The sequence below is a fragment of the Rathayibacter oskolensis genome (genome assembly GCF_900177245.1).
Classification (GTDB): domain Bacteria; phylum Actinomycetota; class Actinomycetes; order Actinomycetales; family Microbacteriaceae; genus Rathayibacter; species Rathayibacter oskolensis.
In genome coordinates this window covers 198,004-213,205 of the sequence record NZ_FXBM01000002.1, presented here as the reverse complement: position 1 = coordinate 213,205, position 15,202 = coordinate 198,004, and the positions used below count along the sequence as shown (strand labels likewise).

The window sequence follows — 15,202 nt, the reverse complement described above, 5'->3', positions numbered from 1 at the left end:
TGGGTGGGGCGATCAGCCTCCGATGGCCTCCTTGGCCGTGGCGAGAGCGGTCGTCCAGGCCTCGCCCGACGAGACGTTGCCCGACTCGAGCTCGACGAGCGTGTTGAGCAGCGCGCCGTTGATGGCGGTCGTGTCCGGCCCGTTGTAGAAGGACGGGAACTGCTCGACCGAGGTGGCCATGACCTCGCCGATCTTCGAGTCTCCGAAGAAGGGGTCGGTGTAGGCGCGGACGGCGTCGCTGCTGACGGCCTCCTTGGCGGCGGGGAAGGTGCCCGACGACTCGAAGTGATCCGTCTGGCCCTCGGCCGACATCATCGTCTTGATGTACTGCCACGCGGCCTCGGGGTTCGCGGCGCGGGCGGGGATGGCGATGACGCTGCCGCCCCAGTTGCCGCCGACTCCGGGGACGCTCGCGACACGCCAGTTGCCGGCGGTGTCGGGGGCGTCGGTCTTGATGCCCGAGAGGATCCACGACGGTGCGATCGTCACGGCGAAGGCGCCGTTGGCGCGGCCGGGAGCCCAGCCCGACGACCACGCGGCGATACCGGCGCTGATCCCGGCGTCGTAGGTGTCGACGGCGACCTTGAAGGCCTCCTCGACCTGCGGGTTGGAGTCGTAGACGACCTCGCCGTCGGGCGAGTAGTACTTCTCGGAGACCTGGTTCACGGTCGAGAAGAAGACGCTGGTCTCGATGTTGTCGACGAACGGCTTGCCGGTCGCGGCCGTGTACTTCTCGCCCATCGCGATGAAGGCCGGCCAGTCGCTCCACATCGCGGCGACCTCGGCGGGATCGGTCGGCAGACCGGCCTGCTCGAAGAGGTCGGCGCGGTAGGCGAAGCCGAGTCCGCCGACGTCGGTCGGGATCGCGATGACCGAGCCGTCCTCGGCGGTGGCGGCGGACGCGGCCCAGTCGAGATAGGCGCTGGCCACGTCGTCGCCGCCGAGAGTGCGGAGGTCGAGGAAGTTGCCGGGGTTGGCGACGAACTGGGGGAGGTCGTCGTTCTGGATCATGACGAGGTCGGGGACCTTGCCGCCGGCGAGCGCCGCTGTGAGGGCGGTGGCCGTCTCGACGGTGCTGCCGACCTCGGTCAGCTTGACCTTCGCGTCGGGCATCTTCGCGAGGTACTCGGTGACGTTGTCCTTCGCGTTGATGCCGGTGAACGACCAGAACGCGACCTCGGCGTTGGGGTCGTCGGAGGAGCCGCCACCGCTCGAGCACGCGGCGAGGGTCGCGACGGCGAGCGTGCCGCCGGCGACCGAGATAAATCCGCGGCGGGAGAAGGCCGACTGGAAGATGGTGGTTTGCGTCACTGCAATGTCTCCTTGGTGTATCGGATGTGAAGTCCCACTCAGCCTCGAGGGGATGTGAGGTGCTGGTGCGGCGGTGGCGGTGCCACCGGTTCGAGGGAGCCGACGGATCGGCGGGTGCGTCAGGAGCGGATGCTCCGGGGGAGGGTATCGGAGCGGCCCGGTCGGAGCTGCTCGATCAGAGACGACGGATCAGGACCGGGCCTCTGCTGTCGCTCGGAGCGGATCCTCCGGGAGAGCGGTCGCGGCTGGTGACTGTGGCTGCACGCTTCGTGTCACGACGGTTCCTCTTCGTTGGGGGACTCGCTGGGGGTTCCGGAGCTCGGGGCCTCGGTCAAGAGAACGATCTCTTGGCCGCCACCGTAGCCGCCCCTCCCGCCGCATGCAAGAGCGATTCCGGAGTCGAGACCTCACCGTGAGATATCGATCTCCCCTAGTATTCGAGAGAAGTTTCGCAAACCGAACGCGATCGACCCACGGGGGGACCTCCCCGGGGGAGCCTGGAGATCGAGGTCCTGAGAGCCCGTCACGGGCGTCTCGCTGAGACCGAGCGTCGACTCCTCGTGCAGAAGGAAGACAGCATGACTCGACCCACGCTCGTGGATGTCGCTCGGGCGGCGGGCGTATCGCGCGCCACAGCCGCACGGGTCCTCGCCGGCGGGACGAACGTCGATGTGCGGATGTCGGCCGCGGTCGAGCACGCCGCGAAGCAGCTCGGCTACGAGGCGAACAGCGCCGCGCGGATGCTGCGCGGCGGGCGGGCGGGCGCCATCGCCCTCATCGTCGCGTTCAACGAGCTGGACAGCCTGACCGGCACCTTCTTCACCTCGGTGCTCAAGGGTGCGGCGAAGGGCCTCTACGCCGGCGAGGTGCAGCCCGTGCTCCTGCCGGCCGACCACGACGACGGAGACCGGATCCCCCGGTTCCTGCGCTCGCGCGCCGTCGACGGGGCGATCATCATCCTGCAGCACGAGATCACGCATCTCGCGCAGGCGCTGGCCGACTCCCCCGTGCCGATCGCCTGGGTCGGGCGCCCTCGCGTCGCCCTCAGCGACGACTCGATCGTCATCGACTCCGACAACTACGGAGGCGGCAGGCTCGCCGCGCGCGCCCTGGCCGACTCCGGGAGGCGCCGGCTCGGGATCATCGCCGGACCGCACGACATGGAGCCCGCCCGCGACCGCATCCGCGGCTGGCGGGACGAGCTCACCGAGCTCGGGATCGATCACAGCCCTATCGTGCACGGCGAGTTCACCCTCGAGAGCGGCTCCGCCGCGATGGCGCGGCTCCTGCAGCGCCACCCCGATCTCGACGGCGTCTTCGCCTCCTCCGACCTGATGGCGAACGGCGCCATCCGGGTGCTGCAGGCCTCCGGCCGCCGCGTCCCGGCCGACATCTCGGTCGTCGGCTTCGACGACGTCGTGGTGGCGACGACGTCGGATCCGACGCTCACCACGATCCGGCAGCCGCTCGAGGAGATGGGCCGGGTCGCCGCCGAGACGGTCCTCGCCGTCGTCCAGGGGCGCGACGTCGACCGTCAGCCGATCCTGGCGACCACGCTGGTGCAGCGGGAGTCGGCGTGACGCCGCCGCCTCCGCACCGGCTGATCGTCAGCACCGATGCGGCCAACGAGGCCGACGACCAGTTCGCGATCGTGCAGGCGCTCCTGAGCGCGACCCTCGACATCAGGGGGCTGGTCGCCGCGCACTTCGGCCGCGAGGGCAGCGCGGAGCAGTCGCGGCGGGAGATCGATCGGCTGGTGGCTCTCGTCGGCGCCGGCGCGCCGGTCGCCGACGGCTCGGCGGTCGCTCTGAGCGACGAGCGGACGCCCTCGCCGAGCGAGGGCTCGCGCCTGATCGTCGAGGAGGCGCTGCGCGACGAGGGCCGCCTCTGGATCGCGGTGCTGGGACCGCTGACCGATGTGGCCTCGGCGCTGCTCGAGGAGCCGGCGATCGCCTCCCACGACGTGGTCGTCGTGTGGGTCGGCGGCCCTCCGTACGACGAGATCCCCTCGTACCAGCCGGAGTTCAACCTCATCAACGACGTGGCCGCAGCCGACGTGGTGATGGCCTCGGGAGTCGACGTCTGGCAGATCCCGATGCCCGTCTACTCGATGGTCGGAGTCGGCCACGCCGAGCTGCGCACCCGCCTCCGCGGCACGAGCCCGCTCGCCGACTACCTCGTCGACCAGCTGATCGCCTTCAACGACACCATCTCGTACGGGCCGCTCGACTTCCGCTCCCTGGGCGATAGCCCGGCGATCGGTGCCGTGATGAATCCCGCGGGCGGCCGCTGGCGCTCCCGGCCGGCTCCGCGGTTCTCCTCGAACGGCGACCTCGAGCCCGGCGTCGGCCCGCACTCGATCCGCGTCTGCGAGGCGTTCGACACCCGCTGGCTGATCGAGGACCTCTTCGCGAAGCTCCTCGAGTTCGGAGCCGAGACGACGCCTCCCGGATCGGGCGTCTAGCTCGACGCCTCCCTGCGCGGGACGTAACGGAGCCAGAGACCGCCCGCGCTGAAGCTGCGCTGCTCGAGGAGCTCCAGGTCGAGGTGGACACCGGCGGGGAAGAACGGGGTGCCGCCTCCCGCCACCACGGGGCCGAGGACGGGCTGGTACTCGTCGACCAGCCCGGCGCGGACGGCCTGCGCGGCGAGCGTCGGGCCGTCGACGGTGAGATCCTGCGCACTCCCGTCCTTCAGCGCACGGACGGCGTCGGGGTCGAACGACCGCTCGATGCGGGTCCGCTCGCTCGACACCTCCTGGAGGGTCGTGGAGTAGACGATCTTGTCGGCGTCCTGCCACTGCCGGGCGAACTCGGCGATGAACGGAGGGTGCGCGGGGTCGAGGTTGGCCGTCTCCCAGAAGAGCATCGTCTCGTACATGCGGCGGCCGTAGAGGAACGTGCCGACGCTGCTGAGCTGATCACCGAAGAAGCGGTGCGACTCGTCGTCGATCGCGATGAAGTCGGAGCCACCGTCGGCGTCGAGGGCGTAGCCGTCGAGCGAGGTGATCATGGAGTAGATGAGCCTGCCCACGAGTGCCTCCGATCGAGTGCGGCGTCGTCGCCTGCGCCGACGGTAGCGCCGGCGAGGTCCGTCGACAAGACGCCTGCGGCACGCTCACTCCGCGTGCTCGCCGATCACCGCCGGCGCGAGCCGCTTGGCGAAGCAGCGGGTGGCCGGCTCGTCGCCCCAGTATCCGAAGCCGGGGATCGGGAGGTACCCGGAGCTGCTGTAGAGGGCCATCGCCTCGGGCTGCTCCGTCCCGGTCACCAGCCGCAGCGTCTCGACGCCCCGCCGCCGGGCCAGCTCCTCCACTCCGCCGAGCAGGAGCCGGCTGAGCCCCCTGCCGCGCGCCGACTCGGCGACGAACATGCGCTTGATCTCGCCCAGCGAGCCGTCCGCCGAGAGCGCCACGCAGCCGACCGCGGCGTCGCCGAGACGGAGGAGGAGCGTCGGCGCCCCGGGGTGGGGCCGGGGCCCCGGATCGTCGCCGCCGTAGCGCCGCATCACCTCCGCCTCCTGGGAGGCGAACAGGGCGAGGGCCTCGGGGTCGGCGGCCGTGGTCTCGATCAGGTGGGGCTCGTCGGGCATGCCGCGATGCTACGGCGACCCGCGCCCACGGCCGATGCGCGCATCGCCCCGATCCGCCGGGGGCGACGGAGTCGGCCGGCGGCGGATCAGACGGCGCCCACCACCGAGGGCGCGGCGGCGACCGACGCGCGGCGGATCAGGCGGGTCTCGAGCTCCATCCGCGTGGCCGTCGCGCCCGACGCGAGCGGCGTCGCCGACCGGTGGGCCTGGTGCAGCATCCGGAACGCCGTGGCTCCCATCTCGCCGATGCGCTGCTGGACGGTCGTCATCGGCGGCGTGGCCCAGGCCGACTCCTCGACGTCGTCGAAGCCGACGACGCTCAGATCGTCGGGGATCCGCAGACCCGCGTCGTCCGCGGCCTCGTAGGCGCCGAGGCCCATGACGTCGGAGCACGCGAAGACGGCGGTCGGCCGCTCGGCACCTGCGGCGAGCATCGCGCCGACCGCGGTCCGCGCGCTGTCGCGGCTCCAGTCGCAGTAGGCGAGCCGCTCGCGCGGGATCGAGACGCCCGCCTCGCGGAGGGCCGTGGTGAAGCCGTCGATGCGTGCGCTGCTGTACAGAGCCGAGCGGGTGCCTCCGATCAGGCCGATCCGCCGATGCCCGAACTCGAGGAGGTGCTCCGCGGCCATCCGTCCGCCGTCCCAGTTCGTGGACCCGACGCTGGCCACGTCGGCGGGGGGCCTGGTGCCCGGGTCGACGACCACGACGGGAAGCTCGGCGGTCGTGAGCAGGTGCAGCTGCGCCGCCGAGACGTCGACCAGGACGACGATCGCGCCCAGCGACGGGCGCCGGAGGAGCCGGCTGATCCATGCGCCGTCGGGCCGCGAGCGGGTGAGGACGAGATCGACTCCCGCGGCCGACGCCTCCTGCTCGATGCCCGCGAGCACCGGGCCGATCCAGCTGCCGTTGAGGTGCCCGACGACGACGTCGACGATCTGGGCGGCGCGGGGATCCTCGACCGGGGGTCGCAGGCGCGGTCGGCGACGATAGCCGAGCTCGTGCGCCGCCTCCATCACGCGGATCCTGGTCGCCTCCGAGACGTCCGTCCCGCCGTTGAGCACCTTCGACACGGTCGGTACGCTCGTCGCCGCGCGCTCGGCGATGAGGGCCATCGTCGGCTTCGGCGTCACGGCGTTGTCGTCCATGGGACCACCATAGATCACGGGCAGTTGCGCAAGTGGAGTCGCGGATCTGCGGAGACCGGAACCGCATCGGCCTTGCCGGCGCTCCCGGCGCGGTGCAGAATGAGCGAACGCCCGAATTCGTGCTGCGCGAGTTGCGCAACACGGTTCGCCGCGCACGACGGTTCACCGACGCACCGCGGAGTCATCCGCCCGGCCCACTGAGGACGACCATGACCACCACCCCTCCCACCACCCCCGCCAAGAGGGCGCTCGTCGTCCGCGGCGGCTGGGACGGCCACCAGCCGGTCGAGGCGACCGAGCTCTTCCTGCCCTTCCTGGCCGAGAACGGCTTCGAGGTGCGAGTCGAGGAGTCGACCGCCGTCTACGCCGACGAGGAGTACCTCCGCACCGTCGACCTGATCGTGCAGTCCAACACCATGACCTCGATCGAGTGGCCCGAGTTCCTCGGACTGCGGGCGGCGGTCGAGAGCGGCACCGGCCTCGCCGGCTGGCACGGCGGCATCGCGGACTCGTACCGGAACAACTCCGACTACCTCCAGCTGATCGGCGGCCAGTTCGCCTCGCACCCCGGCAAGCACCCCGACGAGCGCACGGGCGAGCAGTCGGACAACTACGTGCCGCACCTGATCGAGATGACGCCGGCGGCCGCCGAGCACCCCATCACCCGGGGCATCAGCGACTTCGAGCTCACCACCGAGCAGTACTGGGTCCTCCACGACGACTACAACGACGTGCTCGCCACCACCACGCAGGCGGTGCGGCCGTGGGACCCGTGGAACCGGCCCGTCACCTCACCCGCGATCTGGACCCGCCAGTGGGGCGCCGGCCGCATCTTCGTCTCGACCCCCGGCCACCGCGTCGAGATCCTCCAGGACCACAACGTCCGCACCATCATCGAAAGGGGACTGCTGTGGGCCTCCCGCTGAGAGTCGGAATCATCGGAGTCGGGAAGATCAGCGAGCAGTACCTCGCCAACTTCCCCACCTTCCCGGGCCTCCGCCTCGTCGCGGTCGCCGATCTCAACCAGGAGCGGGCCCGGCAGGTCGCCGACGAGAACGGCGTCCGCGCCCTCTCGGTCGACGAACTGCTCACCGACCCCGAGGTCGACGCGGTCCTCAACCTCACGATCCCGGCGGCGCACGTCGAGATCGGCACCCGGGCGCTCCAGGCCGGCAAGCACGTCTTCGCCGAGAAGCCGCTGGGGCTGAACCCCGCGGAGGCGGCGCCGATGCTCGACCTCGCCGAGGAGCTGGGGCTCCGCTTCGGCAGCGCACCCGACACCGTCCTCGGCACCGGGATCCAGACCGCTCGCCGCACCCTCGACTCCGGAGTGATCGGCGAGCCGATCGCCGCGCAGGTGCAGTGGACCGCCCCCGGCCACGAGCGCTGGCACCCGGCGCCCGAGTTCTACTACCAGCCGGGAGGCGGCCCCCTGCTCGACATGGGCCCCTACTACCTCACGGCGCTCGTGCACTTCTTCGGTCCCGTCGTCCGGGTGACCGGGCTCGCGACCCGCTCGGCGCGACCGCGGACCATCGAGTCGGGTCCGCGCGCCGGCACCCCGATCGCGGTCTCGATCGACACGCACATCAGCGCCCTGCTCGAGCACGCGAGCGGCGTGACCACGACCGTGACGGTGAGCTTCGAGGTCTGGAAGAGCCGGGCGCCGAAGTTCGAGATCTACGGCACCGAGGGCACGATCGCCGTCCCCGACCCCAACATGTTCTCGGACACCGTCGAGGTCGCCGTGCGCGACGGCGACTGGGAGAGCGTCCCCGACTCCGCGGGCTACATCGACACGGGCCGCGGCATCGGCCTCGCCGACATCGCCGAGGCGATCGAGGAGGACCGCCCGCACCGCGCGACCGGCCGCCTCGGGCTGCACGTCCTCGAGATCATGGACGCGATCCTGCGCTCGAGCGACGAGAAGGCGGTCATCACGATCGCCAGCACCGCGGAGCGTCCCGAGATCGTCCCGCTGCAGACGACGACGGGCGAGCTCGCCCCCGTCCCCGCCTGAGAACCCCGCCTGAGAACCCCGCCCGAGAAGTCCGCCCGAGAGACCGCCGTGACGGTCGCCCTCCCGGGCGGCCCGTGAGGAGCACCACCATGAATCCGACCCTCCGAGTAGCGATGATCGGCCACGCGTTCATGGGCCGGGCCCACGCGCACGCGTGGCGGACCGCGCCCCGGTTCTTCGAGCTCCCCCTCCGGCCGCAGCTCGCGGTCGTCGTCGGGCGCGACGAGGGCCGGGCCGCCGCCGCGGCCGAGAATCTGGGCGCCGAGGAGTCGTCGGCCGACTGGCGCGCGGTCATCGCGCGCGACGACATCGACCTCATCGACATCTGCACTCCGGGCGACCAGCACGCCGAGATCGCGATCGCGGCGCTCCGGGCGGGCAAGCACGTGCTCTGCGAGAAGCCGCTGGCGCGCTCGGTGCCGGAGGCGGAGGAGATGACCGAGGCGGCCGCCGCCTCCGAGGGCTTCGCGATGTGCGGCTTCAGCTACCGCCGCACGCCCGCGCTCGCCCTGGCCAAGCGGTTCGTCGAGGAGGGTCGGCTCGGCGAGATCCGCCACGTGCGCGCCCAGTACCTCCAGGACTGGCTCAGCTCCTCCGAGGCGCCGCTCACCTGGCGTCTCGACAAGGACAAGGCCGGCTCCGGCGCGCTCGGCGACATCGGGGCGCACAGCATCGACACGGCGCAGTGGCTCACGGGTCAGGGGATCGACGGGGTCTCGGCGATGCTGCGGACCTTCGTCGGCGACCGCCCGGTGCTCGCCGAGCAGGCGGGCCTCGGCGGTCGTGCCGCGGAGGGCGCCGAGCGCGGCCCCGTCACGGTCGACGACGCCGCCGCCTTCACCGCGACCTTCGCCGGCGGCGCCCTCGGGGTCTTCGAGTCGACGCGGATGGCCCTCGGCCGCCGCAACGCGAACCGGATCGAGATCAACGGCGAGCGCGGCTCCGTGGCGTTCGACTTCGAGCGCATGAACGAGCTCGAGTACTACGACGGCAGCGATCCGGAGGAGGCGCAGGGCTTCCGGCGCATCCAGGTCACGGAGCCCTCGCACCCCTACGCCGGCAACTGGTGGCCGACGGGGCACGGACTCGGCTACGAGCACGTGTTCACCCACCAGGTCGTCGACCTGGTCACCGCGATCGCCGACGGCGTGCAGCCGACTCCGTCGTTCGCCGACGCCCTGCAGGTGCAGCGCGTGCTCGACGCGGTCGAGCGCAGCGCCTCCGACTCGTCGCGGTACACCACCGTCTGAGGCCCGCGCAGGCGACGCACCGAGCCGGAGCGTCGCCTGCGTACGATGGCTCCTCATGACCCAGAACCCTCCCCGCCGGCTTCGGAAGGACGCCGCCGAGAACGCCGAGCGGCTCCTCGCCGCGGCGACGCGATCGGGTCTCGCACAGGGGCGGTTCGTGCCGATGGAGCAGATCGCCGCAGACGCGGGCGTGGGCGTCGGGACGCTGTACCGGCGGTATCCCGATCGGGAGGCGCTGCTCGAGGCGATGGCGGTGCGCGCCTACCGGCTGATCCTCGCCGAGGCGGAGGACGCCCTGGCCACGGGCGAGACGGGGCACGACGCGATCGAGCGCTTCCTCGTGCGGTCGTTCGCCCACCGGGACGAACTGGTCCTGCCGCTCCACGGCGGCCCGATGACCGAGGGCACCGAGTCCGGCGAGCTGCGGGCGCGGATGCGGCGGACCATGGAGGCGATCCTCGAGCGCGGTCACGACGACGGCTCGGTGCGCCGCGAGGTCGACGCCGGGACGGTGGTGCGGTTCGGAGCGATGCTCGCCCAGCCGATGTCGACCGTCCCCGACTGGCCGGAGGCCGCCGCCCAGCAGCGCGCCGTGTTCCTCCGCGGAATCGCGCCGCCCGGCTGATCCGATGCGCCGGGCGGCGCCTCCGCTCAGTCGGCGTCGGGGACGGCGACGACCTTGCCGCGGAGCGAGCCTGCGGCGATCTGCGCGTGGATCGCGGGGAGCTCGCTGAGCGGGACGCGCCGCGCGACGTCGATGCTGAGCTCTCCGCGGTCGACCAGGGCGACCAGGCCGCTCAGCTCGTCCACGTCGGCCCGGACGTAGACACCGGCGCCGCGCACTCCGCGCTCCTCGTCGCCGGGCGTGGGCATCCAGGCGGTGGTGGCGACGACGACCCCGCCGTTTCGCACCAGGGAGACCAGTGCGGTGAACTCATCGGGACTGATCGGCGCGAGGTTCAGCAGCACGTCGACCGGCTCCGTCACGGCCTCGAGGACGCTCGAGCCCGTGTGGTCGATGACCTCGTCGGCTCCGGCCGCCGTCACGGCGTCGCGGCTGCGCGGGCTCGCGGTCGCGATCACGTGGGCGCCGGCCCGATGGGCCAGCTGCACGGCGTACCCGCCCACCGCTCCTCCCGCGCCCGTGATCAGCACGCGCTGACCGCCGGTCAGACCGGCCTCGTCGAACAGCGCCTGCCAGGCGGTCAGGGCGACCGACGGGAGCGCGGCCGCGTCGACGAGGTCGACGGAGGTGGGGGCCGCGACGAGCGCCTCCGCCGGAGCGACGACGAACTGCGCCGCCGAGCCGCTCTCGGCCATGGGGAGGAAGCCGACGACCTCATCGCCGACCCGGTGACCGGTCACCCCCGCGCCGACGGCCGCGACGGTGCCGGCGACGTCGTAGCCCGGCACGTGCGGCAGCGTCACCGGGATCGGCAGGTCCCCTCCTCGGATGCCGTTGTCGGCCGGGTTGACCGCGGATCCGGCCACGCGCAGGAGCACCTGGCCCTCCCCCGCGACGGGCTGCTCGACGTCCTCGTAGCGGAGGACGTCCGGGGCGCCGAACTCGTGGAATCGCACTGCCTTCATGATCATCTCTTCCTGTCGGTGTTTCGAATCTGAAGCATCTGTCGTGGACGCTACCAGTGCTTCGACTTCGCAGCAAGTACTTCGATCTCGCAGCACAGATATGATGACGGGATGGCCGAGACTCCGCGTTCCCTCGATCCCACGGAGCTGGGCGCCTACTTCGCCCTCATCGAGGTCAGCAGCCTCGTGCGGCACGCGGTCGAGCAGCAGCTGCGCGAGGCCGGCGACCTCAGCTACGTGCAGTTCCAGCTCCTGGCCCGCCTGGGCGACGCACCGGAGGGGAGCAGCCGGATGACCGACCTCGCCGACGGCGTCGTCTACAGCCGGAGTGGTCTCACCTACCAGGCCAAGCTGCTCGAGGAGCTCGGCCTGGTGACGCGGGCGCCGTCCGTCGACGACGAGCGCGGCACCACGGTCACGATCACCGACCGGGGCAGGGACCTGCTCGCCCGGGTCTTCCCCGGCCACATCGCCGTGCTCGACGGACTCCTGTTCGAGCCGCTGGAGCGTGCGGACGTCGAGGTCCTCGCGGACGTGCTCGGCCGGGTCCGCGACCATGCGCGCTCGGCCCCGCCGCGCTCCGCAGCGCCGCGTCGCCGCCGGACGGGCTGACGCGCGGGACCCCCGGCCGGCTCAGCCACGGCCCGGCCCGAGAAGACGCGACCGGCGGAGGCGGTGGTCCGGGTCGACCTCGTCCGCGACGGCCCTCGCCCGGCGGAGGACGTCGTCGGGCAGCGCCGACGACGCGCCGGCCGCTCCGTCCAGCCACGAGCCGGGCGCGACGCCCGTGTCGGCGTCGGCCCAGGTCGCCCGCAGCGCAGCCAGAGCGGCCTCGATGCGCGGACGCTCGGCCAGGAGCAGCGAGCCCACGGCGTGGAAGACGAAGTCGCCGGGAGGGCGGACGACCGCACCCTCCCGCCGCGTCGGCGCACCGGCGACGTGACGGATCTCGACCATGACCAGCGGAGTGCCGGGTGCGGCCGCCGCCGCGAGGATGCGGTCGGCGAGGTCCGGAGTGGAGGCGTCGAGCCAGCGCGCGTCGCCCACTCCGGGAGTCGCGATCGGCGGATCGAGATGGATGCGGGAGAGCCCCGCGGCGTCCTTCGGGCCCCAGTCGTCCACGACCGGAACCGCGACGGCGCGCATGGCCTCGAGGAGCGGCGCCGCCCCCTCCGGCCCGTCGGGATCGGCGACGGCGAGGTGGACGGCGACGGAGCCGTGGAGCTCCTCCGGGAACGGCGGCATCGGCGGGACGTGCATCACCGCGATGCTCGTCGAGACCCCGGCGCCGACCGCCGCGATCCCGAGCCTCCAGGTGGCGACGAGACCGGGGAGGTCGCGTCCGTGCCACAGCAGGGATCCGGCGTGGAGGCCGTCGACCGCGGCGAGGTCGAACTCGAGAGTGTGGGCGATGCCGACTCCGCCGGCACCCCGGAACGCCCACAGCGCCTCGCGGTCGATCCGCTCGGGTGCGTCGTCGGCGGCGATCCGGGAGCGTCCGCGCCCGTCGACGTAGTGCACCCGGCGGAGGCTGCCGCTCGCGAGGCCGTCGCGGCGCACCAGCCAGCCGATGCCTCCCGCGAAGGTGTAGCCCGACACCGAGACGCTCGGAGCGGAGCCTGCCAGGCCGAGCAGCCCGTGGCGCTCGGCGGCGGCGTCGACGTCGGCCCAGGTGGCGCCGGCGCCGACCGTCGCGATGCGCGACTCCGGGTCGATGGAGACGTCGTCGAGCCGAGACGTGTCCAGGAGGACGGCGCTCTCGTCGACGACCGCGCCGGCGCCGTGGCCCGTGGCCTGCACCACCACGTCGAGCGCGCGCCCGGTGGACCGCTCGAGTGCGGCGACCTCCTCGAGAGCCGCCGGGAGGTCGGCAGGGCTCCGGATGATCGCGACCCGCGCCGGGCGCTGGGTCGTCGCCGAGTTGCGGGGCCGGACGGCGGAGGAGTAGTCGTCGGAACGGTGATCGAGGAGCACGGGAGCACCGTATCGCATAAACGGAGGAATTCCTCCGCTTAGAACGCAGCTCGCCACCCGTGCGCGGATCGGCGGTCGATCTCCGCCAGCGCGTCGGGCCCCTTTCGGGGGGAAACCTCGGCTCGACGTGCGTAAACTCGGCCTTTCGGGGGGGCGCCGTACTGTCCTCCGGGGACCGTGGGAGGGGCACGCAGTGGGAGTGGGATTCCGGCAGGAGGGAGAGCTTCGCAGCCTCTCGGGGGCTCGCCTGCATCCCGTCGTCGGCCCCGCCCTGAACCGCTCGCGCAGCCGCTCTCGGATCTCCGCCGCGCTGACGATGCCCGGTGGCCCCGGTCTCGTGCGGCCCTCGCCGCTCGCACAGCCGTGGGAGGGACCGCTCATCCGGCTCGTCCGCGCCGGTGCACCGGCATCGGAGCTGCACGAGGCGACCGCGTCCTCGCCCGACGGGTCCCGGCTCGCGGCCGTGATCGAACTGGTCCGCGACGCCCTCGGGCGCCCGGAGGACGACCGCGCGATCAGGCTGGCCGGTTGGCTGGTGCGCACCCGCTACGACCCGGCCGCCGACCCCTTCCTCCGCCGCTACGGGATCGGGCTCACGGCCCACCTGCCGCTGAGCGCGGGCCTCGACGTGGACGTCCCGCTCGACGCGACCGCCCTGCGCCTGCTCTACGCCGAGCTCGCCGCGACCGACGACCCCGCCGGAGCGACCGCCGCTGTCGAGACCCTCGAGCCGTCGACGCTGGCCGCGTCGACCCTCGCCTCGCTCTACTCCGCCCGCTCCCGGTGGAGCGACCTCGCCCGGTTCTCGGCGCCGGTCGTCAACGTCGACGCCGCCTCTGCGGCCGTGCTGATCAGGCGGGGCGTGGCGCTCCGGGAGCTGGGACTCATCGAGAGCGCGCTCGACGCCTTCGACCGCGTGGTGCGGCCGAACGTGACCAGCGCACGCCCGATCGAGCTGCGCGTCGAGGCGCTGTACGAGCGCGCGTCGACGCACCTGGCGGATGGGCGCCGCGCTCCGGCGCGACGCGACCTCGAGCGGGTGCTCGCGCTGTATCCCGAGAGCGCGGAGGCGCAGGAGCTCATGGCGGCGGCGAGCCGCTGAGCGAGGGGCTGCGCGGGCGGGTGCGGCGGGAGCAGCTCGCGGAGCGGCGGATCGAGATCCGCGCCCCGCGAGCCGCCCGACCAGCGGGCCGGGGCTCAGCCCTCGGCCGGGGAGGGCTTCCCGTCGGCCGGCAGCACCTCGACGGGGGTGTCGCGCTCGTCCTCGCCCTCGGCCTGCGAGGGCTTGTCCGGCTGGTCGGCCGGATCCTGCACGGGGCTCGGGGCCTGGTCGCTCATCGGAGTCCCTCCGGCTGGTCGGAGGTGGCGGACGGCTCCGGATGCGCCTGGAACTCCATCCAGGCACGGTCGAGCCCGGCCTGGGCGGAGGCCGGCTCGCTCGCGAAGTAGCCCTCGTAGATCGAGCGGCCGCCGTGCTCGGGCAGGTCGTCGCGGTCGGCGAAGGTCTGGGCGAACTCGCCGACCTCGTCGTCCCTCTTCTCCTGATCCCGCAACCACGCGGGGAAGGTCTGCGTCATAGGACACCTCTCTCTGTCGTGCTGCCAGCCCACTCCTCCGGGTGCGCCTTGGCAACCCCTCGACTCCGCGCTCGACCGGGTGCACGGTCAGGCGGCGACCGGGGCCGAGAGGTGGAGGCGGGCGTCGCACCAGGAGGCGACGGCGTCGTCGTGGGTCGCGACCACGACGCTCGCCCCGTGACCGGCCAGTTCGGTGAGCACGTCGAGCACCATCGCGGCGTTCTCGGAGTCGAGGGCCCCCGTCGGCTCGTCGGCGAGCACCAGCGTCGGGCTCTTGACCAGGAGGCGCGCCAGCGCGACCCGCTGCTGCTCGCCTCCGCTGAGGCGGGAGACCCGCTCGCGCCCCCGCCCTCCGAGGCCGACGCGTTCGAGGGCGGTGTCGAACCGTCCCGCCCGGCCGCGCCGCTCCCCCAGTGCGATCGCGAGGTTCTGCTCGACGGTCGCGGTGTCGACGAGGGCGTAGCTCTGGAAGAGGTAGCCGAGCCGATGCCTCCGGAAGCGCCGCCTGCCGTGGGCGCCGAGCCGGGTGAGCTCCTCCCCGTCGACCTCGATCGATCCGGAGTCGGGCGCGTCGAGGAGGCCGAGGCAGTTGAGCAGCGTCGACTTGCCGCTGCCGCTCGCTCCGGTGAGGGCGAGAGTGCTCCCGGAGGCGACGGTCACGTCGAGTCCGCTCCAGAGCGGACGGCGGCCGTAGCCCTTGGCGAGGTCGGTGGCGAGGATCACGGGGTTCCTTCCGAGGTGGGA

Annotated in this window: 17 protein-coding genes; 8 read left to right on the top strand and 9 right to left on the bottom strand. The window is 72.7% G+C overall.

Annotated features, from left to right (window positions below; genetic code table 11):
* Positions 1–12 precede the first annotated feature (12 nt).
* On the bottom strand, positions 13–1,311 hold the full coding sequence (locus B9Y99_RS10135) for an ABC transporter substrate-binding protein (protein ID WP_208856926.1): 1,299 nt from the start codon (positions 1,309–1,311) through the stop codon (positions 13–15).
* Between the two features lie 578 nt (positions 1,312–1,889).
* Here B9Y99_RS10135 and B9Y99_RS10130 point away from each other — a divergent pair.
* Together B9Y99_RS10130 and B9Y99_RS10125 are read left to right on the top strand one after the other, a co-directional pair.
* Positions 1,890–2,891 carry a LacI family DNA-binding transcriptional regulator gene (locus B9Y99_RS10130; RefSeq protein ID WP_085476500.1) on the top strand — a complete coding sequence of 334 codons (1,002 nt, stop codon included), beginning with the start codon at positions 1,890–1,892 and terminating at the stop codon, positions 2,889–2,891.
* Positions 2,888–3,775: a nucleoside hydrolase gene (locus B9Y99_RS10125; protein WP_085476499.1), complete on the top strand. Its 888-nt coding sequence runs from the start codon at positions 2,888–2,890 to the stop codon at positions 3,773–3,775. Before B9Y99_RS10130 ends, B9Y99_RS10125 begins: the two co-directional genes overlap by 4 nt.
* On the opposite strand, the gene B9Y99_RS10120 is transcribed toward B9Y99_RS10125, so the two are convergent.
* The 3 genes from B9Y99_RS10120 to B9Y99_RS10110 all read right to left on the bottom strand — a co-directional run bounded on the left by B9Y99_RS10120 (position 3,772) and on the right by B9Y99_RS10110 (position 6,047).
* Positions 3,772–4,344 carry a dihydrofolate reductase family protein gene (locus B9Y99_RS10120; protein WP_085476498.1) on the bottom strand — a complete coding sequence of 191 codons (573 nt, stop codon included), beginning with the start codon at positions 4,342–4,344 and terminating at the stop codon, positions 3,772–3,774. The two genes, B9Y99_RS10125 and B9Y99_RS10120, sit on opposite strands and share 4 nt — an antisense overlap.
* Before the next feature lie 84 nt (positions 4,345–4,428).
* Positions 4,429–4,902, bottom strand: coding sequence for a GNAT family N-acetyltransferase (locus B9Y99_RS10115; protein ID WP_085476497.1), 474 nt, complete (start codon positions 4,900–4,902; stop codon positions 4,429–4,431).
* 86 nt (positions 4,903–4,988) lie between these two features.
* Positions 4,989–6,047 (bottom strand): LacI family DNA-binding transcriptional regulator, encoded by a 1,059-nt coding sequence (locus B9Y99_RS10110; protein WP_085476496.1) that lies wholly within the window; start codon positions 6,045–6,047, stop codon positions 4,989–4,991.
* Positions 6,048–6,256: 209 nt separating this feature from the next.
* Between B9Y99_RS10110 and B9Y99_RS10105 the strand changes: the two genes are divergently transcribed.
* From B9Y99_RS10105 to B9Y99_RS10090, 4 genes are all read left to right on the top strand, one after another.
* A complete protein-coding gene (locus tag B9Y99_RS10105) occupies positions 6,257–6,973 on the top strand; it encodes a ThuA domain-containing protein (RefSeq protein WP_085476495.1) in 717 nt (238 codons plus the stop codon).
* The gene (locus B9Y99_RS10100; protein WP_085476494.1) at positions 6,958–8,067 is read left to right on the top strand and encodes a Gfo/Idh/MocA family protein; all 1,110 of its coding nucleotides are present in this window, start codon (positions 6,958–6,960) and stop codon (positions 8,065–8,067) included. The genes B9Y99_RS10105 and B9Y99_RS10100 overlap by 16 nt, the downstream gene beginning before the upstream one ends.
* Before the next feature lie 89 nt (positions 8,068–8,156).
* On the top strand, positions 8,157–9,317 hold the full coding sequence (locus tag B9Y99_RS10095; RefSeq protein ID WP_085476493.1) for a Gfo/Idh/MocA family protein: 1,161 nt from the start codon (positions 8,157–8,159) through the stop codon (positions 9,315–9,317).
* Between the two features lie 55 nt (positions 9,318–9,372).
* Positions 9,373–9,942 (top strand): TetR/AcrR family transcriptional regulator, encoded by a 570-nt coding sequence (locus tag B9Y99_RS10090; protein WP_085476492.1) that lies wholly within the window; start codon positions 9,373–9,375, stop codon positions 9,940–9,942.
* A gap of 26 nt (positions 9,943–9,968) precedes the next feature.
* Here B9Y99_RS10090 and B9Y99_RS10085 read toward each other — a convergent pair whose 3' ends face one another.
* A complete protein-coding gene (locus B9Y99_RS10085; protein ID WP_085476491.1) occupies positions 9,969–10,913 on the bottom strand; it encodes an NADP-dependent oxidoreductase in 945 nt (314 codons plus the stop codon).
* Between the two features lie 105 nt (positions 10,914–11,018).
* Between B9Y99_RS10085 and B9Y99_RS10080 the strand changes: the two genes are divergently transcribed.
* The gene (locus tag B9Y99_RS10080; protein WP_085476490.1) at positions 11,019–11,519 is read left to right on the top strand and encodes a MarR family winged helix-turn-helix transcriptional regulator; all 501 of its coding nucleotides are present in this window, start codon (positions 11,019–11,021) and stop codon (positions 11,517–11,519) included.
* A 21-nt stretch (positions 11,520–11,540) separates the two neighbouring features.
* Here B9Y99_RS10080 and B9Y99_RS10075 read toward each other — a convergent pair whose 3' ends face one another.
* Complete coding sequence (locus tag B9Y99_RS10075; RefSeq protein WP_085476489.1) at positions 11,541–12,881, bottom strand: FAD-binding oxidoreductase; 1,341 nt, start codon at positions 12,879–12,881, stop codon at positions 11,541–11,543.
* A gap of 199 nt (positions 12,882–13,080) precedes the next feature.
* Here B9Y99_RS10075 and B9Y99_RS10070 point away from each other — a divergent pair, with 199 nt between their 5' ends.
* Positions 13,081–13,983 (top strand): tetratricopeptide repeat protein, encoded by a 903-nt coding sequence (locus B9Y99_RS10070; RefSeq protein ID WP_129587988.1) that lies wholly within the window; start codon positions 13,081–13,083, stop codon positions 13,981–13,983.
* 95 nt (positions 13,984–14,078) lie between these two features.
* On the opposite strand, the gene B9Y99_RS18770 is transcribed toward B9Y99_RS10070, so the two are convergent.
* The 3 genes from B9Y99_RS18770 to B9Y99_RS10060 all read right to left on the bottom strand — a co-directional run bounded on the left by B9Y99_RS18770 (position 14,079) and on the right by B9Y99_RS10060 (position 15,181).
* Positions 14,079–14,219: a hypothetical protein gene (locus tag B9Y99_RS18770; protein ID WP_165759587.1), complete on the bottom strand. Its 141-nt coding sequence runs from the start codon at positions 14,217–14,219 to the stop codon at positions 14,079–14,081.
* Positions 14,216–14,458: a hypothetical protein gene (locus B9Y99_RS10065; protein ID WP_085476487.1), complete on the bottom strand. Its 243-nt coding sequence runs from the start codon at positions 14,456–14,458 to the stop codon at positions 14,216–14,218. The genes B9Y99_RS18770 and B9Y99_RS10065 overlap by 4 nt, the downstream gene beginning before the upstream one ends.
* Before the next feature lie 87 nt (positions 14,459–14,545).
* Entirely contained in the window at positions 14,546–15,181 is a 636-nt protein-coding gene (locus B9Y99_RS10060) for an ABC transporter ATP-binding protein (RefSeq protein WP_085476486.1), read from the bottom strand.
* Between the last annotated feature and the right edge of the window lie 21 nt (positions 15,182–15,202).

Bases quoted from the DNA above. Each gene is read 5' to 3' on its own strand.
- B9Y99_RS10130 (WP_085476500.1), top strand. From the start codon at position 1,890: ATGACTCGACCCACGCTCGTGGATGTCGCTCGGGCGGCGGGCGTATCG.
- B9Y99_RS10115 (WP_085476497.1), bottom strand. From the start codon at position 4,902: ATGCCCGACGAGCCCCACCTGATCGAGACCACGGCCGCCGACCCCGAG.
- B9Y99_RS10110 (WP_085476496.1), bottom strand. From the start codon at position 6,047: ATGGACGACAACGCCGTGACGCCGAAGCCGACGATGGCCCTCATCGCC.
- B9Y99_RS10105 (WP_085476495.1), top strand. From the start codon at position 6,257: ATGACCACCACCCCTCCCACCACCCCCGCCAAGAGGGCGCTCGTCGTC.
- B9Y99_RS10095 (WP_085476493.1), top strand. From the start codon at position 8,157: ATGAATCCGACCCTCCGAGTAGCGATGATCGGCCACGCGTTCATGGGC.
- B9Y99_RS10090 (WP_085476492.1), top strand. From the start codon at position 9,373: ATGACCCAGAACCCTCCCCGCCGGCTTCGGAAGGACGCCGCCGAGAAC.
- B9Y99_RS10085 (WP_085476491.1), bottom strand. From the start codon at position 10,913: ATGATCATGAAGGCAGTGCGATTCCACGAGTTCGGCGCCCCGGACGTC.
- B9Y99_RS10080 (WP_085476490.1), top strand. From the start codon at position 11,019: ATGGCCGAGACTCCGCGTTCCCTCGATCCCACGGAGCTGGGCGCCTAC.
- B9Y99_RS18770 (WP_165759587.1), bottom strand. From the start codon at position 14,219: ATGAGCGACCAGGCCCCGAGCCCCGTGCAGGATCCGGCCGACCAGCCG.
- B9Y99_RS10065 (WP_085476487.1), bottom strand. From the start codon at position 14,458: ATGACGCAGACCTTCCCCGCGTGGTTGCGGGATCAGGAGAAGAGGGAC.